The organism is Streptomyces sp. KR80 (genome assembly GCF_052245555.1).
Lineage (GTDB): Bacteria > Actinomycetota > Actinomycetes > Streptomycetales > Streptomycetaceae > Streptomyces.
In genome coordinates, this window is record NZ_JBQQCD010000027.1 from 13,321 (window position 1) to 29,132 (window position 15,812).

Here is a 15,812-nt window from a genome sequence, read left to right on the forward strand (position 1 = left end):
TCCCTCGTGTGCGTACGTTCCGATGTGATCCCTCGAGCGTACGCCCACGCTCCAAGATCTGGACAGCAGGTCCGGATGACGGGACGCCTGGATCAGTGTTCGGTCAGGTACCGCTGAAGGGTGGGCGCGACCATCGCGATGATCTCCTCCACATCCACCGTGGCCAGCGGCTCCACCTTGATCCCGTACCGGAGGATCGCCACACCGACCATCTGGGACGCCGCGAGCTCGGCCCGAAACTTCGGTTCGGGGACCTCCAGCTCCCCCGCGACCCGCTCCAGCAGCCGGCGCAGCACGACGCCCCGCAGCACGGCGGCGGCCGCCTCGTACGTCAGCGCGGAGCGGATCACCGCGAGGAGCGGCGCCCGGGTGGCGGGGTTCTCCCAGACCCCGAAGAAGTGCCGGGCCAGCCGCTCGCCGACCCCCTCCGGTCCCTGGGCCAGGACATCCGGCACGGCCAGCGCCGGCTCGAAGGACACCTCGATGGCTGCCTCGAAGACCTGTTCCTTCGTGCCGAAGTAGTGGTGGACCAGGGCCGGGTCCACGGATGCGGCCTTCGCGATGCCCCGGATCGAGGTCTTGTCGTAGCCACGGGCGGCGAATTCCGCGCGGGCGGCGGAGAGGATCCGGTCACGCGCTCCGGGGCCGGGCCCCGCGTCCGTGCGGGCCGGACGGCCCCGCTTGCGCGGAGGGAGGGTGGTCACGGCCGTCCCGCCCTGGTCGGCGAGGCGAGATAGAGCCGGGTGAAGGCCAGCGCCTCCGCGAGGTCCGCTTCCCGCTCGGCGGCGGACATGGCCCGCCGGGTGTTGACCTCCACGACCACATGACCCGTGAAGCCGGTGGTCGCCAGCCGCTCCAGCAGTTCGGCGCAGGGCTGATCGCCGCGCCCCGGGACCAGGTGCTCGTCCTTGCCGGAGCCGCTGCCGTCCGCGAGATGGACGTGGGCGAGCCGGTCGCCCATGCTGTCGACCATGGCCAGCGGGTCCGTACGGGCCGTCGCCGTGTGCGAGAGATCGACGGTGAAGTGCCGGTAGTCGCCCTTGGTGACGTCCCAGTCCGGCGCGTAGGCCAGCATCTCGCGATCGCGATAGCGCCACGGATACATGTTCTCGACCGCGAACCGTACGTCGGTCTCATCGGCCATCCGCCAGATCCCGGAGACGAAGTCCCGGGCGTAGTTGCGCTGCCACCTGAAGGGCGGGTGGACCACCACGGTGGACGCGCCCAGCTTCTCCGCCGCGGCCTTCGCCCGCTGGAGCTTCGTCCACGGGTCGGTGGACCACACCCGCTGGGTGACCAGCAGGCACGGCGCGTGCACGGCCAGGACCGGCACCTGGTGGTAGTCGGAGAGCCGCCGCAGCGCCGTGATGTCCTGGCTCACCGGGTCGGTCCAGACCATGACCTCGACGCCGTCGTACCCCAGCCGTCCGGCGATCTCGAAGGCCGCCGCCGTCGACTCGGGATACACGGAGGCAGTGGACAGCGCGACCTTCGCGTCCGGGATGCGCACGACAGGATCAGCCACGGGAGACAGCGTACGGCGTGCCGTGTTCGGCAAAAGAGGGGTCCCACCCCCGGGCGACCGGGGGCGAGCCCGCGCACCGGACCGGGGATCCACCCGTCAGGACGCCGGGAGATGGTCCAGTCGGCGCAGAATCACGCCCTCCCGCAGGGCCCATGGGCAGATCTCCACCTCGTCCACTCCGAACAGGTCCATAGCGGCCTCGGCGACCAGCGCTCCGGCGAGCAGCTGCCCGGCCCTCCCCTCGGACACTCCCGGCAGCTCGGCCCGGGCCGCGGCCGGCATCCCCGCGAGCCGGGGCACCCACTCCTCCAGCGCCTTCCGGGTCAGCACCCGCTGGACGTACAGGCCCTCCGCCGACCGGGCCGCGCCGGCGATCCTGGCCAGCTGCCGGAAGGTCTTCGACGTCGCGACCACGTGGTCCGGCGGGCCGAAGCGGGCGAATTCGCCCACGATCCGTGCGATCTCGGTCCGTACGTGGCGGCGCAGCGCCTTCACGTCCGCCGCGTCGGGCGGGTCGCCCGGCAGCCAGCGGCTGGTCAGCCGTCCCGCACCCAGGGGCAGCGAGACGGCCTTGTCCGGCTCCTCGTCGAGCCCGTACGCGATCTCCAGCGAGCCGCCGCCGATGTCGAGGACGAGCAGCCGCCCGGCGGACCAGCCGAACCAGCGACGGGCGGCGAGAAACGTGAGCCGGGCCTCCTCGTCGCCGGCCAGCACGGCGAGGTCGACCCCGGTCTCCTCGGCGACGCGGGCCAGCACGGCATCGGCGTTGGAGGCCTCGCGCACCGCGGAGGTCGCGAACGGCAGCACCTCCTCGACGCCCTTGTCCTCCGCCGCGTCGAGCGCGTCGAGGATGGTGGCGACCAGCTTCTCCACACCATGGGGCCCTATGGCGTCGTCCCCTTCGAGGAGTTCGGCCAGCCGGAGCTCCGCCTTGTGGGAGTGGGCGGGGAGCGGACGCGCGCCGGGGTGCGCGTCCACGACCAGCAGATGAACCGTATTCGAACCCACGTCGAGGACACCGAGTCTCATGGGGTGAACGCTACTGCGGCGGGTGATGGGTCACGTACGGGCCCGGGCCCGCATACGCTGGAGGCGTGGCGAAGACGAAAAAGGCCAAGCAGGACAAAGCTCAACAGGACCTCCCCCAGCCCCTGCCCGACGAGGTGGGGCTGGACTTCGCTCGTGCCTGGGTCGAGTTTCCCGACCCCGCCGACGAGGAGCAGGTCTTCCGCTGTGACCTGACCTGGCTGACGTCCCGCTGGAACTGCATCTTCGGCAGCGGCTGCCAGGGCATCCAGGCCGGAAGGCCCGACGACGGCTGCTGCACACTCGGCGCGCACTTCTCGGACGAGGACGACGAGCAACGGGTCGCCGCACACGCGGCGCGGCTGACGCCGGACATCTGGCAGTTCCACGACGTGGGGTCCCAGGGAGGCTGGGTCGAGATCGACGAGGACGGCGAGCGGCAGACGCGCCGCTGGCGAGGCTCGTGCATCTTCCAGAACCGGCCGGGTTTCACCGGCGGCGCCGGGTGCGCCCTGCACATCCTGGCGCTGCGGGAGGGCCGCGAACCACTGGAGACGAAGCCGGATGTGTGCTGGCAGCTGCCGATCCGGCGGACGTACGACTGGGTGGACCGGCCGGACCAGACGCGGGTGCTGGTCGTCTCGATCGGCGAGTACGACCGCCGGGGCTGGGGGCCGGGCGGGCACGACCTCCACTGGTGGTGCACGGCGGCGCGCTCCGCGCACGGGGCGGGAGAGCCGGTGTACGTCTCGTACCGGCCGGAGCTCACGGAGCTGATGGGCAAGGTCGCGTACGACCGCCTGGTGGAGCTCTGCGAGGACCGCATGGCCTCGCTCCTCCCGATCGCTCCCCACCCGGCGGACCCGGCGTAGCCAGGCGCCGGTGACGCGGCGTCAGCGGGTCCGGCCGGGGGGCTCCGAGCCGCCGGGAGACGGGGAAGCGGTGCCGTCCGAAGGGGTCGGGGTCGGGCTGGGCTCGGGATCCGAAGGGCCCGGGGTGGGCTCGGGGCTCGCTCCACGGCCATGGATGGTGATCACCGCACCTGCCGGATCCACGGCCACCCGCGCCGTCCACTCCCCTTCCGGCTCCTGCGCCTCGTCGACCGAGACGGTGATCGTCACCGACTCCCCGGGCCTGAGCACGCCCGAGGTGAGATTCAGCTGCAGCCAGGGGGCGTCCGCGTGCGCCGTCCACCGCACCGGAGAGCCCCCGGACGCGGTCAGCGTGATGAGCGTCGCGTCGTCGCGCGACTGTGCGTCGACCGTCAGCCGTCCCGGCGCAGGGCTGGTGGCGGGCCTGCTGGGCCTGGCGGTCTTCGTCGGTCCGGCCGGGGTGGGCGACGTCGTGTCCCCCCGCCCGTCCCGGGGCCACATCCGGTCGAGGGACACATCGACGACCTCCACCGACACGTCCGGCGAGTGGTCGCCCGCGCGGAAGCGGGGGCCGTGCCCGGGCTGCGCGTTTCCCGCCTTCTCGTACGGGTTGCCACCGAGGTCGTCGGCCTCTTCCGTCTCGGCGGCTGACACCGAGTCCACGCTCTGTCCCTCACCGGTCACCGGCGCTCCCCGGTACGCGGCCCACAGCGCGAGCACCGGCGCCGCCAGCACCGTCGCGACCACGGTCGTCGTCACGGCGCGGCTGCGCATCCGGCGTCGCCGCTCCACCCGATCCTTGGGGGCCAGCGGGAAGCCGCCGCGGTCGTAGCGCGGGGCGGGCCGAGCGCTTCCGGAGCGACTGCGCTGGACGCGCTCCATCGCGGCGTACGCGGCGGGGCGCGGCGCCTCGAGCACGCGGAGGGTGCCGGGCTCGACGGTGGTGCTGCCCGGCCAGGGGCCGGCCGCGGTGGCGCGCTCGGCCGTACGACGGCAGGCGGGACAGTCGTCGACGTGCCGGACGAGCTCCCGGCGGAGGGCGGTGCCCATGAGCACCTGGTTGTCGCCGGTGAGCCGGGCGACGACCGGACATCTGCCGCGCTCGACGACGAGGAGCGCGGCACGGGTCCGCTCCACCTCGCAGGCGGCGCTGCACAGCAGGGCGCGCGCGGCGTCGGGCGCCATGCCCAGCACGGCGGCGATCTCATCGGCGGACAGCTGGTGCCGTACGGCGAGCTCGAGGGCCTCACGCTGCTCCGGGGTGGTGCCCGCGGCCTCCGGCCAGGCGAGAGCGGCGAGATCGCGGCGGCGCTGGATGGCGGCCGCCTCCGAGAGCGGCGGGTCCACGGGCCCCGTGCCCGTGCCACGGGCCCGGCGCGCCTCGGCCAGCTGCTGGAGGCAGGCCCAGCGGGCGAGGGCGTAGAGCCAGGGCCGGCGCAAGGGGTCGTCTGCGGGGCGGCGGGCACGGCGGCGCTCGGCGAGTGCCAGGGCGTTGCCGAGCGCGGCGGTCGCGGCGTCGTGCTCGCAGAGGACGGAGAGGCAGTAGGTGAACAGACCGTCCAGATACGGCTCGTAGCAGGCGGTGGGCGACTGCGGGTCCGTACGGCCGGCGGGGCCCTGCGTAGCGCTCCGCCCGGGGCTCGGCATGGCGCGCGGCGCACGGTGGTGCGCCTTGTGTGCGCCGGTGGTGTGCGTGGAGTGCTCGCGCCTTCTGCTCATCACCCCGGCGACGGTAGGCGGATGATGCCGGGTCCCTCGCCCTACTTGAGCAGGTTTAACCCCTACGGGTGACCTTCGCACCCGAAAGGGGACACGCGTTCCACTTCCCATGACGCCGGTCTGATATAGGGCCCAGCCCCGACCGTGACAGTCGGCGACTGTCCTGGCGAATCCCATGGCCAATCCCATGGCCAATCCCATGGCGAACTCCCTTGTCGGAGCCTGCCGATACGGTGAGGCGCATGGCTGCCCGATCGTCCCGCTCGTCCGCCAAGGACCGCCCCTCGTACCGCTGCACCGAGTGCGGCTGGACCACGACCAAGTGGCTCGGCCGCTGCCCCGAGTGCCAGGCCTGGGGGACCGTCGAGGAGTTCGGCACGCCCGCGGTCCGTACCACCGCGCCGGGCCGGGTCACCTCCGCCGCCCTCCCCATCGGCCAAGTGGACGGCCGGCAGGCCACCGCGCGCTCCACCGGCGTGGCGGAGCTGGACCGGGTGCTGGGCGGCGGCCTCGTCCCCGGCGCCGTGGTGCTGCTCGCCGGGGAGCCCGGCGTCGGCAAGTCCACCCTGCTGCTGGACGTCGCGGCGAAGGCGTCGTCCGAGCAGCAGCGCACGCTTTACGTCACCGGGGAGGAGTCCGCGGGCCAGGTCCGGCTCCGCGCCGACCGTATCGGCGCGGTCGACGACCACCTCTACCTCGCGGCCGAAACCGACCTGTCCGCCGTCCTCGGCCACCTGGACTCGGTCAAGCCGTCGCTGTTGATCCTGGACTCCGTACAGACCGTCGCCTCCCCGGAGATCGACGGCGCACCGGGCGGCATGGCCCAGGTCCGCGAGGTCGCCGCCGCTCTCATCCGCGCCTCCAAGGAGCGCGGCATGTCCACGCTTCTGGTGGGCCACGTCACCAAGGACGGCGCCATCGCGGGTCCCCGCCTCCTCGAGCACCTCGTGGACGTCGTGCTGCACTTCGAAGGCGACCGCCACGCCCGCCTGCGCCTCGTCCGCGGCGTGAAGAACCGCTACGGGGCCACGGACGAGGTCGGCTGTTTCGAGCTGCACGACGAGGGCATCACCGGCCTCGCCGACCCCTCCGGCCTGTTCCTCACCCGCCGTGACGAGCCCGTGCCGGGCACCTGCCTGACCGTCACCCTGGAGGGCCGCCGCCCCCTCGTCGCCGAGGTGCAGGCGCTGACCGTCGACTCCCAGATCCCCTCGCCCCGCCGCACCACCTCCGGCCTGGAGACCTCCCGGGTCTCGATGATGCTCGCCGTCCTCGAGCAGCGCGGGAAGATCTCCCAGCTCGGCAAGCGGGACATCTACAGCGCCACGGTCGGCGGTGTGAAGCTCACCGAACCGGCGGCCGACCTGGCGGTCGCGCTCGCCCTGGCCAGCGCCGCGAGCGACACACCGCTGCCGAAGAACCTGGTCGCGATCGGCGAGGTCGGCCTGGCGGGGGAGGTGCGGCGGGTCACAGGCGTGCAGCGCAGGCTGGCCGAGGCGGCCCGGCTCGGCTTCATCCACGCGCTGGTCCCGACGGACCCCGGCAGGGTTCCCTCCGGGATGAAGGTCACCGAGGTGGCCGATATGGGGGACGCATTGCGCGTACTGCCCCGGGGCAGGCGTCGTGAGGCACCGCTCGAGGAGGCCCCACATAAGTAGTCCGGCCGCCGGTAGACTTTGCCCTGGTCTCGCCCGTACGGCGGCACACCGGGCCCCCACATCAGCGACCGGAGGAGTGCAGTGGCAGCCAGCGACCGGACGGCATCTCCCGGCAAGTCCGGGAGTTCCGATGGCCTGATGCGTGCCTCGCTGAGCGCGGTCGCGCCCGGTACGGCCTTGCGCGACGGGCTCGAGCGCGTGCTGCGCGGCAACACCGGCGGCCTGATCGTGCTCGGCATGGACAAAACGGTCGAATCAATGTGTACGGGCGGATTCGTCCTCGATGTCGAGTTCACCGCGACCAGACTGCGGGAGCTGTGCAAGCTCGACGGCGCGCTGATCCTCGACAAGGACATCACCAAGATCGTTCGGGCGGGTGTGCAGCTGGTCCCGGACGCCTCGATCCCCACCGAGGAGACCGGCACCCGGCACCGCACCGCCCAGCGCGTCTCCATCCAGGCCGGATTCCCGGTCGTCTCCGTCAGCCAGTCGATGCGGCTCATCGCGCTGTACGTGGACGGGCAGCGGCGCGTCCTGGAGGACTCCGCGGCGATCCTCTCCCGCGCCAACCAGGCACTCGCGACGCTGGAGCGGTACAAGCTCCGCCTGGACGAGGTTGCGGGCACGCTATCCGCCCTGGAGATCGAGGACCTGGTGACCGTCCGCGACGTGTCGGCCGTCGCTCAGCGCCTGGAGATGGTCCGGCGGATCGCCACCGAGATCGCCGAGTACGTCGTGGAGCTCGGTACCGACGGCCGCCTGCTCTCGCTCCAACTGGACGAGCTGATCGCGGGAGTCGAGCCGGAGCGCGAGCTGGTGGCCCGGGACTACGTGCCGGAACCGACCGCCAAGCGGTCCCGTACGGTGGCCGAGGCGATGGTCGAGCTGAACACGCTGTCCCACGCCGAGCTGCTCGAACTGCCCACCGTGGCACGGGCGCTGGGCTACAGCGGCTCCCCCGAGGCCCTGGACTCGGCGGTCTCCCCGCGCGGTTACCGGCTGCTCGCGAAGGTGCCGCGGCTGCCGAACACCGTCATCGAGCGGCTCGTCGAGTACTTCGGCGGTCTGCAGAAGCTGCTCGCGGCGAGCGTGGACGATCTGCAGACGGTCGAAGGCGTGGGCGAGGCCCGGGCCCGGTCCGTGCGCGAAGGCCTCTCGCGGCTCGCCGAGTCCTCGATCCTCGAACGCTACGTCTGAACCACGTCCGGGTGCTCAGTCCCGGCGGAGCGCGAAGGAGACGCGGGCCGTCGGCAGGCCCGCCGCCTCGACCTCGACCAGATACGTGCCTGGCTTCGCCGAACTCGCCGACGGTGTCGCGCACTCCGGCTCGCTCGGCTTGCGGTCCCACACCACGGTCCGCGAGGTCTGGCCGTGAGCCGGCACCTGAAGCAGCAACTCGGCCTGCTCGGGGCAGTCGTCCGAGGCCCACAGCGGGTCGTCGTCCCCCGCGAGCGTGATCGTCATGACCGCGGCCTTGTCGCCGAAGTCCACCTTGCATGTCGTGCCCGCGGAGTTCTCGGCGACGATCCGGAACTTCGGCTTCTCGCCCGGGCCGTAGGAGTTCTTGACGCTGCGCACGGTCAACTTCACTGCGGCAGAGGTGCAGTCGGGCAGGCTCGTACCGGCCGGGACACCGCTCCCGGACCCGCCGGCTCCAGCGGACGCCCCGCTGTCACCACCGTCCTCGCCGTCACCGCCGCCGGAGTCACCGCCGTTGCTGCCGCCGGTGTTTCCGCCGGAGCTCGTGTCCCCCGACTCCTCGCGACCACCGGGCCGTTCACTGATCGCAGGTCCGGACGAGGAGGGGCCGGGCGTGATGGACTCCACGGGCCCGTTGCCGTCGGACCCCTTGCCATCGCTGTCCCGGCCGCCCGAGCCGGCGAAACTGACGGCCCATACGATCAGCAGGGCGAGCAGCGCGACCACCGACAGCGCAACTGCCCTCCGACGCCAGTAAATGGAGGAGGGAAGCGGCCCGATCGGATTGCGCAGAGATCCCACGCGGAAACTCTACGAGAGATCCGCCCGCGGACTACCACTACCACCCCCATCCAATACATCTTTTCCGGATCATCATCCCGGCAACCCTCCTGAACCGAAGCCACGCATCACCCCCTACGGGACAATCCGCCGGGCGATGCCCCGTAACAGCACGCGGACCCGCAGCCAGTCACCGGCCCACCCCACGCACGGCGCCAGCCCTCGCACCGGCGCCCGGGGCCCAACACACCCCGCGCAGAGCGCCCACCGCAACGAGCAGACCCGCACCCAACCCGCCCCCCACCGCGCAGCGCCCCCCAGCGAGCGGCCCGATGCCCAACACACCCCGCGCAGAGCGCCCACCGCGACGAGCAGACCCGCACCCAACCCGCCCCCCACCGCGCAGCGGCCCCCGCAGCGAGCGGCCCGGTGCCCAACACACCCCGCGCGGAGCGGCCGCCGCGGCGAGCGGACCCGTGTCAGGATCAGTTCTGCCATGACTACGACGACGACCCACTCCACCCGCACCGACCTCCACGCTCCCGTCATCGACTGGTTCGGCGCGCACGCCCGCGACCTCCCCTGGCGTCGCTCCGAGGCAGGCGCCTGGGGCGTACTGGTCAGCGAGTTCATGCTCCAGCAGACGCCGGTCAGCCGGGTACTCCCCGTGTACGAGCAGTGGCTCGCCCGCTGGCCCCGCCCCGCCGATCTCGCCGCCGAGCCCCCGGGCGAGGCGGTCCGGGCCTGGGGACGGCTCGGTTACCCGCGCCGCGCCCTGCGCCTGCACGCGGCCGCCGCCGCGATAACTGAACGGCACGACGGCGACGTACCGCGCGACCACGCGAAACTCATCGCACTGCCGGGCATCGGCGAGTACACGGCCGCGGCCGTCGCCTCCTTCGCGTACGGCCAGCGGCACGCCGTGCTCGACACCAACGTCCGCCGGGTCTTCGCACGCGCGGTCTCCGGCGCCCAGTACCCACCGACCGCGACGACCGCCGCGGAGCGCCGCCTCGCCCGCGGTCTCCTCCCGGAGGACGAGCCGACCGCCGCCGCGTGGGCAGCGGCCACGATGGAGCTGGGGGCCCTGGTCTGCACCGCACGCACCCCCGACTGCCACCGGTGCCCGATCGCCGCGCAGTGCGCCTGGCGGCTGGCCGGCTCGCCCGTGCACGACGGTCCGCCGCGCCGCGGCCAGACGTACGCGGGCACGGACCGCCAGGTCCGAGGCAAGCTGCTGGCCGTGCTGCGGGAGGCCACGGCGCCCGTACCGCAGGAGGTGCTCGACGCGGTGTGGAGCGAGCCGGTTCAGCGGGCCCGTGCCCTGGACGGTCTGGTCGCCGACGGTCTGGTCGAACCGCTGGAAGGAAGGCGGTACCGGCTTCCCCTCGGGTGACGCGCCTCGCCACCCTCCCGACCCACTGGCTGCTCAGTCGGGGCGAGTGACTGAGTGCTGGCCCCGTATGCCCGGTGTGGCCGCAATCGCCGGTGTCACACCCCAGGTCACTGACAGCTGTTACACAACCGACGGATAGCCGTGCGCCTCCCGAGGGGCTGCGACGACAGCCCCGTTACAGCTCCTCCGTAGCTTCATGCCGTGCCGGAGAGACCGGTGTGACACGGGGCAACAAGAGCGGAACGGAGGCGTTCGAGATGGCGAGCAGCGAGGTCGGCGAGGTCCTGGATTTCGAGGAGTACGTCCGGACGCGACAGGAGGCACTGCTGCGCAGCGCCCGGCGCCTGGTTCCCGACCCGGTCGACGCCCAGGACCTGCTGCAGACCGCGCTCGCCCGTACCTACGGCCGCTGGGACGGCATCGCCGACAAGTCGCTCGCGGACGCCTACCTCCGGCGCGTGATGATCAACACCCGCACCGAGTGGTGGCGGGCCCGGAAGCTGGAGGAGGTCCCGACCGAGCAGCTCCCGGACGCCAGCGTGGACGACGGCACCGAGCAGCGCGCCGACCGCGCTCTCCTCATCGAGATACTGGGGGTGCTCGCACCGAAGCAGCGCAGTGTGGTGGTGCTGCGACACTGGGAGCAGATGAGCACCGAGGAAACGGCAGCTGCCCTGGGGATGTCGACCGGTACCGTGAAGAGCACGCTGCACCGGGCGCTGGCCCGGCTGCGCCAGGAGTTGGAGAGCCGCGAACTTCAGGCTCGGCAGCTGGAACATGACGAGCGGGGGCGGGAGCGGTGCGCGGCCTGACGAGAACACGTGGTACGGCGGCCGTCCTCGCGGCCGCCGTCGGCCTGTTGCTCGCCGGATGCGGTACGGGCGCCGAGGGCGTACGCACCGAGGGCCCCGCGCTCCCTGCCTCACCGACCCAGCCGTCACCCACCACGACCCCGACCCGCCCGAACAAGGTCGAGGCGTTGGGCATCCTGAAGCAGGACCCGACGATCAGCGACGAGGTCCGCCGGGACATCCAGCCGTGCGACTCCGGCACGGACCCGGACACGTACCCGGTCGACATCTCGTACGGCAACCTCACCGGCGGCGCTGCCCCCGATGTCGTGATCAATGTTCTGACCTGCGGCGACGCGATCGGTATCGGGAGTTATGTGTACCGGCCCAAGGACGCGGAAGGCGACGCGTACGAAAATGTCTTCATGAACGAGCAGCCGCCCGTCTACGCAGAGATCTCGAAGGGAGACCTGGAGGTCACCCGGCAGGTGTACGCCCCGGGCGACCCGGTGAGTTACCCCTCGGGCGAGGAGGTCACCACGTACCGCTGGGACGGCGGCAGGTTCGCCGTGCACGACAAGACCCGCAACGACTACGGCAGGGTGAACGGCGGCGAGCCGTCCCCCGAGCCTGAGCGCTGAGGGCAGCAGATGGCCGACACCCACGTGCTCTTCGTCGAGGACGACGACGTCATTCGTGAGGCGACTCAGCTCGCGCTCGAGCGGGACGGGTTCGAGGTCACAGCCGTGCCGGACGGGCTGACGGGGCTGGAGAAGTTCCGCGCGAACCGGCCGGACATCGCCCTGCTGGACGTGATGGTGCCGGGTCTGGACGGGGTGAGCCTCTGCCGCCGGATCCGCGACGAGTCGACCGTCCCCGTGATCATGCTCTCGGCGCGCGCGGACTCGATCGACGTCGTGCTGGGCCTGGAGGCCGGTGCCGACGACTACGTGACCAAGCCCTTCGACGGCGCGGTGCTGATGGCCCGGATCCGCGCCGTACTGCGCCGCTTCGAGCAGGCGGGCGGAGCAGGCGGCTCGTACGGCGGCGAGGGCGACGGACGTGCGGACGGCGAGCCGCTGCGCTTCGGGGACCTGGAGGTCGACACGGAGGGCATGGAGGTCCGCAAGGGCGGCGAGCCGGTCGGCCTGACGCCGACGGAGATGCGGCTGCTGCTGGAGTTCTCGGCCACGCCCGGCACCGTGCTGTCGCGCGACCGGCTGCTGGAGCGGGTCTGGGACTACGGGTGGGGCGGCGACACCCGGGTCGTGGACGTGCATGTGCAGCGGCTGCGCGCCAAGGTCGGGCAGGACCGGATCGAGACGGTCCGCGGCTTCGGCTACAAGCTCAAGGGCTGATGCGGTGCGTATCGACCTGCCGACCCGCCCGCTCCGCCGGTCCCGCCCGCAGGGGGACCGCCGGTGAGAAGGCCCGCCCTGCGCACCGGCATCCGGTGGAAACTCAGCATCGCCATCGCGACCGTCAGCACGCTCGTCGCGGTGATTCTCAGCCTCGTCGTACACAACGCCGCTCGCGTCTCGATGCTCGACAGCAGCCGGGACGTACAGGATGAACGGATCAAGTACGCCCAGCGGATCTACGAGTCCACGAGACGGCCGCCGTTCGACTCGAAGATCGACGACCCTGCGCTGCCGCCGGCGCTCAAGGCCGCCGCGCTCGACGGCCAGCGCGCCACGTACCTGGAGGACGACGAAGAAGGTGCTCCGGAGGTCTGGGCCGCGGTGCCGCTGTCGGACGGAAGGGTGCTGTCCATCCACTCCCGCTTCGAGGACCGGTACGCCGTCCTCGCCGGTCTCGAGCGGACGCTGCTGTTCGGCTCCGCGTCCGTCGTGCTCGGCGGCTGTGCGCTGGGCGTGCTCATCGGGGTGCAGCTCTCCCGGCGGCTGCGGAAGGCCGCGACCGCCGCCGGCAAGATCACCGAAGGCGACACGGACGTCCGCGTCAGGGACGCGATCGGCGGCCGGGTGCGGGACGAGACCGACGAGCTGGCCCGGGCCGTGGACGCCATGGCCGACGCGCTGCAGCAGCGGCTGGAGGCCGAGCGCCGGGTGACGGCCGATATCGCCCACGAGCTGCGCACGCCGGTGACCGGACTGCTCACGGCGGCCGAGCTGCTGCCGCCGGGCCGCCCCACCGAGCTCGTACGAGACCGGGCGCAGGCGATGCGCACCTTGGTGGAGGACGTGCTGGAGGTGGCCCGGCTGGACAGCGCCGCGGAGCGGGCCGAGCTGCAGGAGGTGGCGCTCGGTGAGTTCGTCACCCGGCGGGTGCGGGTCCTCGCCCCGGACGCCACCGTACGGATCGCCCGGGACGCGTACGCGACCACCGACCCACGGCGGCTCGAGCGCATCCTCGGCAACCTGCTCGCCAATGCCGCCAAACACGGCCGCGCGCCCATCGAGGTCACGGTCGACGGACGGGTGCTGCGGGTACGCGACCACGGGCCCGGTTTCCCGACGAAGCTGCTGGCCGACGGGCCGAGCCGGTTCCGTACGGGCAGCGACGACCGGGCCGGCAAGGGCCACGGGCTGGGGCTGACGATCGCCGCGGGTCAGGCGCGCGTGCTCGGCGCCCGGCTGACCTTCCGGAACGTGGGTCCCGACGGCGCAGGAGCCCACGCGGGCACGGCCTGCCCGGACGGCGCACCGGGCGCCTCGGCGGACAGCGGGTGCGGGCAGGACGGCGCCGTGTCTCAGGACAGCGGGTCCCAGGACGCCGTGTCCCAGGACTCGGGAACCACGGACGGCTGGCGCGGCTCGGAAGCCACGGACAGCACGGGAGCCACTGGTGCCGTCGCCGTGCTCTGGCTGCCGGAGTCCGCACCGACGGACACCGGCAACATCCCCGTACTCACGCTCCCGGAGTAGGGCCCTCGGTGGTGTCCGCGGGCGCGCTCTCGTCGACGCAGTCGCCCCAGCCCTTGCCGAAGTCGAGCTGCTCACGGCGCTGGGTGAAGGAGAACCAGTTGCCCGAGTCGTCGCGGAAGATCGCCTCGATGCCGTACGGGCGCTCTTGGGGCTCCTGCAGGAACTCCACCCCGCGAGCCTTGAGCACCTCGTAATCGGCGCGTACATCGTCGGTGGCCAGGACGCCCGCACCGAGCACGCCCTTGCTGATCAGCTTCTTCATCGCCTCGGCGGACTCGGGGTCGAGTCCGGGCGGGCCGGGGACCATGAGGGTCAGCTCGACGTCCGGCTGGTCCTTGGCACCGACGGTGAGCCAGCGCATGCCGCCCTCGCCCATGGTCATGTCGGTCCGGACCTCGAGGCCCAGCTTCTCGGTGTAGAACTCCTTGGCCCGGTCCTGGTCCAGCACCCAGACGGTGGCGATGGCAAGTCCCTTGATCATCATGATCTCCTCGGGGGATTCCGGCGTTGCCCTGCCACCGTAGACAGCGCCGCGTTCACGGGGCTTCTCCAGAATTGCGGTCCTGTCGGCGACCTTCCGGGTCCGGTCCGCCGCCCCGACCGCGATCGCGCGCACGCTGCTCCAGCCCTTTGAAGCCGCCGGACCACAGCAGCGCATAGCAACCCGGTATGAGTGTTGCTCCCCGCCCCACGTGCCGACTGCGGTAGTCACTCGGGGGCATACCCGTCTGCTTCTTGAAGCTCGTGGAGAACGTGCCCAGGCTGGTGAAACCGACGAGCGTGCAGATCTCGGTGACGGTCAGATCCGCCGTACGCAGCAGCTCCTCGGCTCGCTCTATCCGGCGCCGGCTGAGGTACTGCCCCGGCGTCTGCCCGTAGACGGCCTTGAACGCGCGGACGAAGTGATAGCGGGAGTACCCGGCATGCGCGGCGACCGCGTCCAGGTCGAGCGGTTCGGCCCAGTCGCGGTCCATCGCGTCCTTGGCACGGCGCAGCTGCCGCAGCTGGGCGAAATGCGCCGTGCCCGGAGGTGTGGTCATGTGTCGATGCTGGCACGCCCCACTGACATCGGCTCCTGGCTCGGGAGAGCCGTTCTCGATGTCACAGGGGAGCCCCATGACGTCAGCGCCTCACCCGGGGCGGTGAGCTGACGTCAGCGGGTCTCACATGAGGACGCCCTTGTCGCGCAGGAACTTCAGCGGCTCGATCGCGTAGCCGTAGTCCGGCGCGGTGCGGGTCTCGAAGTGCAGATGGGGGCCCGAGGAGTTACCGGTGCTCCCGGACTTGCCGATCTCCTGGCCGGTCGTCACGGTCTGGCCGGCCTGCACGCCGAGCACCGAGAGGTGGGCGTACTGGGTGTAGGTGCGGTCGGCGTGCTTGATCACGATGTTGTTGCCGTACGCGCCGCCCCAGCCCGCGTCGACGACGGTACCTGCGTGCACGGCCTTGACCGACGTGCCGCTCGGCACCACGAGGTCCTGGCCGGAGTGCTTGTTGGACCACATCTTGCCGCCCAGACCGAAGGTCGAGCCCTTGATGTAGTTGTCCACCGGCTTGACCCAGGCCGCCGGAGCCGGCGCCGCGGGCTTCAGAGCCGCTCGCTTCTTGCGGTCGGCGGCGGCCACGGCGGCCGCTCGCTTCTCTGCGGCGGCCTGGGCGGCGGCGGCCTTCTTCTGACCCTCGGCCTGCTTCCGCACAGCCTGGGAGAGCGAGTCGGCCGATTGCACCGCGGCGATGTCGCTCTGGGGAGCGGGGTCACCCGCCGTGGCGAGCGCGACCCCGGTTCCCAGCACGAGCGCGCCCCCCAGCCCCGCGGCCACAACGGCGGCGCGGCGGCGAAGGATGTGCGTGCTCGGGGTGCTGATCTTCTGGGCGAGCTTCGTCATACGGCGTTTCCTCCAAGACATGAATGAATCCCGGAGAGCCCCTCCGGGATCGCTCATCCTTGGTAACCCGC

15 protein-coding genes and 1 pseudogene are annotated in these 15,812 nt (G+C 72.0%); 8 read left to right on the forward strand and 8 right to left on the reverse strand.

Annotated elements, in window-relative coordinates; genetic code table 11:
• Positions 1–92 precede the first annotated feature (92 nt).
• From ACTWQI_RS27000 to ACTWQI_RS27010, 3 genes are all read right to left on the reverse strand, one after another.
• Entirely contained in the window at positions 93–704 is a 612-nt protein-coding gene (locus ACTWQI_RS27000; RefSeq protein ID WP_443274365.1) for a TetR/AcrR family transcriptional regulator, read from the reverse strand.
• Positions 701–1,525, reverse strand: a complete 825-nt coding sequence (locus ACTWQI_RS27005; protein WP_443274366.1) for a sugar phosphate isomerase/epimerase family protein — start codon at positions 1,523–1,525, stop codon at positions 701–703. Before ACTWQI_RS27005 ends, ACTWQI_RS27000 begins: the two co-directional genes overlap by 4 nt.
• A gap of 96 nt (positions 1,526–1,621) precedes the next feature.
• A complete protein-coding gene (locus ACTWQI_RS27010; protein ID WP_443274367.1) occupies positions 1,622–2,554 on the reverse strand; it encodes a Ppx/GppA phosphatase family protein in 933 nt (310 codons plus the stop codon).
• A 65-nt stretch (positions 2,555–2,619) separates the two neighbouring features.
• Between ACTWQI_RS27010 and ACTWQI_RS27015 the strand changes: the two genes are divergently transcribed.
• Entirely contained in the window at positions 2,620–3,423 is an 804-nt protein-coding gene (locus ACTWQI_RS27015) for a hypothetical protein (protein ID WP_443274368.1), read from the forward strand.
• 21 nt (positions 3,424–3,444) lie between these two features.
• Here the strand turns inward: ACTWQI_RS27015 and ACTWQI_RS27020 are convergent, their stop codons facing one another.
• A complete protein-coding gene (locus tag ACTWQI_RS27020) occupies positions 3,445–5,142 on the reverse strand; it encodes a BACON domain-containing protein (protein WP_443274369.1) in 1,698 nt (565 codons plus the stop codon).
• Between the two features lie 242 nt (positions 5,143–5,384).
• Between ACTWQI_RS27020 and radA the strand changes: the two genes are divergently transcribed.
• Both radA and disA read left to right on the forward strand, forming a co-directional pair.
• The gene (radA, locus tag ACTWQI_RS27025; protein ID WP_443274370.1) at positions 5,385–6,800 is read left to right on the forward strand and encodes a DNA repair protein RadA; all 1,416 of its coding nucleotides are present in this window, start codon (positions 5,385–5,387) and stop codon (positions 6,798–6,800) included.
• A 138-nt stretch (positions 6,801–6,938) separates the two neighbouring features.
• The gene (disA, locus tag ACTWQI_RS27030; protein ID WP_443274413.1) at positions 6,939–7,997 is read left to right on the forward strand and encodes a DNA integrity scanning diadenylate cyclase DisA; all 1,059 of its coding nucleotides are present in this window, start codon (positions 6,939–6,941) and stop codon (positions 7,995–7,997) included.
• 15 nt (positions 7,998–8,012) lie between these two features.
• On the opposite strand, the gene ACTWQI_RS27035 is transcribed toward disA, so the two are convergent.
• Positions 8,013–8,801 (reverse strand): hypothetical protein, encoded by a 789-nt coding sequence (locus tag ACTWQI_RS27035; RefSeq protein ID WP_443274371.1) that lies wholly within the window; start codon positions 8,799–8,801, stop codon positions 8,013–8,015.
• A gap of 475 nt (positions 8,802–9,276) precedes the next feature.
• On the opposite strand from ACTWQI_RS27035, the gene ACTWQI_RS27040 reads away from it, so the two are divergent.
• The 5 genes and pseudogenes from ACTWQI_RS27040 to cseC all read left to right on the forward strand — a co-directional run.
• Positions 9,277–10,176, forward strand: coding sequence for an A/G-specific adenine glycosylase (locus tag ACTWQI_RS27040; protein ID WP_443274372.1), 900 nt, complete (start codon positions 9,277–9,279; stop codon positions 10,174–10,176).
• Positions 10,177–10,433: 257 nt separating this feature from the next.
• A complete protein-coding gene (locus tag ACTWQI_RS27045) occupies positions 10,434–10,988 on the forward strand; it encodes a SigE family RNA polymerase sigma factor (RefSeq protein WP_443274414.1) in 555 nt (184 codons plus the stop codon).
• A complete protein-coding gene (locus ACTWQI_RS27050) occupies positions 10,976–11,608 on the forward strand; it encodes a hypothetical protein (protein ID WP_443274373.1) in 633 nt (210 codons plus the stop codon). The genes ACTWQI_RS27045 and ACTWQI_RS27050 overlap by 13 nt, the downstream gene beginning before the upstream one ends.
• Before the next feature lie 9 nt (positions 11,609–11,617).
• Positions 11,618–12,325, forward strand: a complete 708-nt coding sequence (cseB, locus tag ACTWQI_RS27055; protein WP_443274374.1) for a two-component system response regulator CseB — start codon at positions 11,618–11,620, stop codon at positions 12,323–12,325.
• A 63-nt stretch (positions 12,326–12,388) separates the two neighbouring features.
• Positions 12,389–13,855 (forward strand): annotated as a pseudogene (cseC, locus tag ACTWQI_RS27060) (two-component system sensor histidine kinase CseC); the annotation flags it as partial.
• Here the strand turns inward: cseC and ACTWQI_RS27065 are convergent.
• From ACTWQI_RS27065 to ACTWQI_RS27075, 3 genes are all read right to left on the reverse strand, one after another.
• Complete coding sequence (locus tag ACTWQI_RS27065; RefSeq protein ID WP_443274375.1) at positions 13,839–14,336, reverse strand: VOC family protein; 498 nt, start codon at positions 14,334–14,336, stop codon at positions 13,839–13,841. The pseudogene cseC and the gene ACTWQI_RS27065 sit on opposite strands and share 17 nt — an antisense overlap.
• Before the next feature lie 55 nt (positions 14,337–14,391).
• Positions 14,392–14,895, reverse strand: a complete 504-nt coding sequence (locus ACTWQI_RS27070) for a helix-turn-helix transcriptional regulator (protein WP_443274376.1) — start codon at positions 14,893–14,895, stop codon at positions 14,392–14,394.
• 123 nt (positions 14,896–15,018) lie between these two features.
• Positions 15,019–15,741, reverse strand: a complete 723-nt coding sequence (locus tag ACTWQI_RS27075) for a M23 family metallopeptidase (protein WP_443274377.1) — start codon at positions 15,739–15,741, stop codon at positions 15,019–15,021.
• Positions 15,742–15,812: the final 71 nt, after the last annotated feature.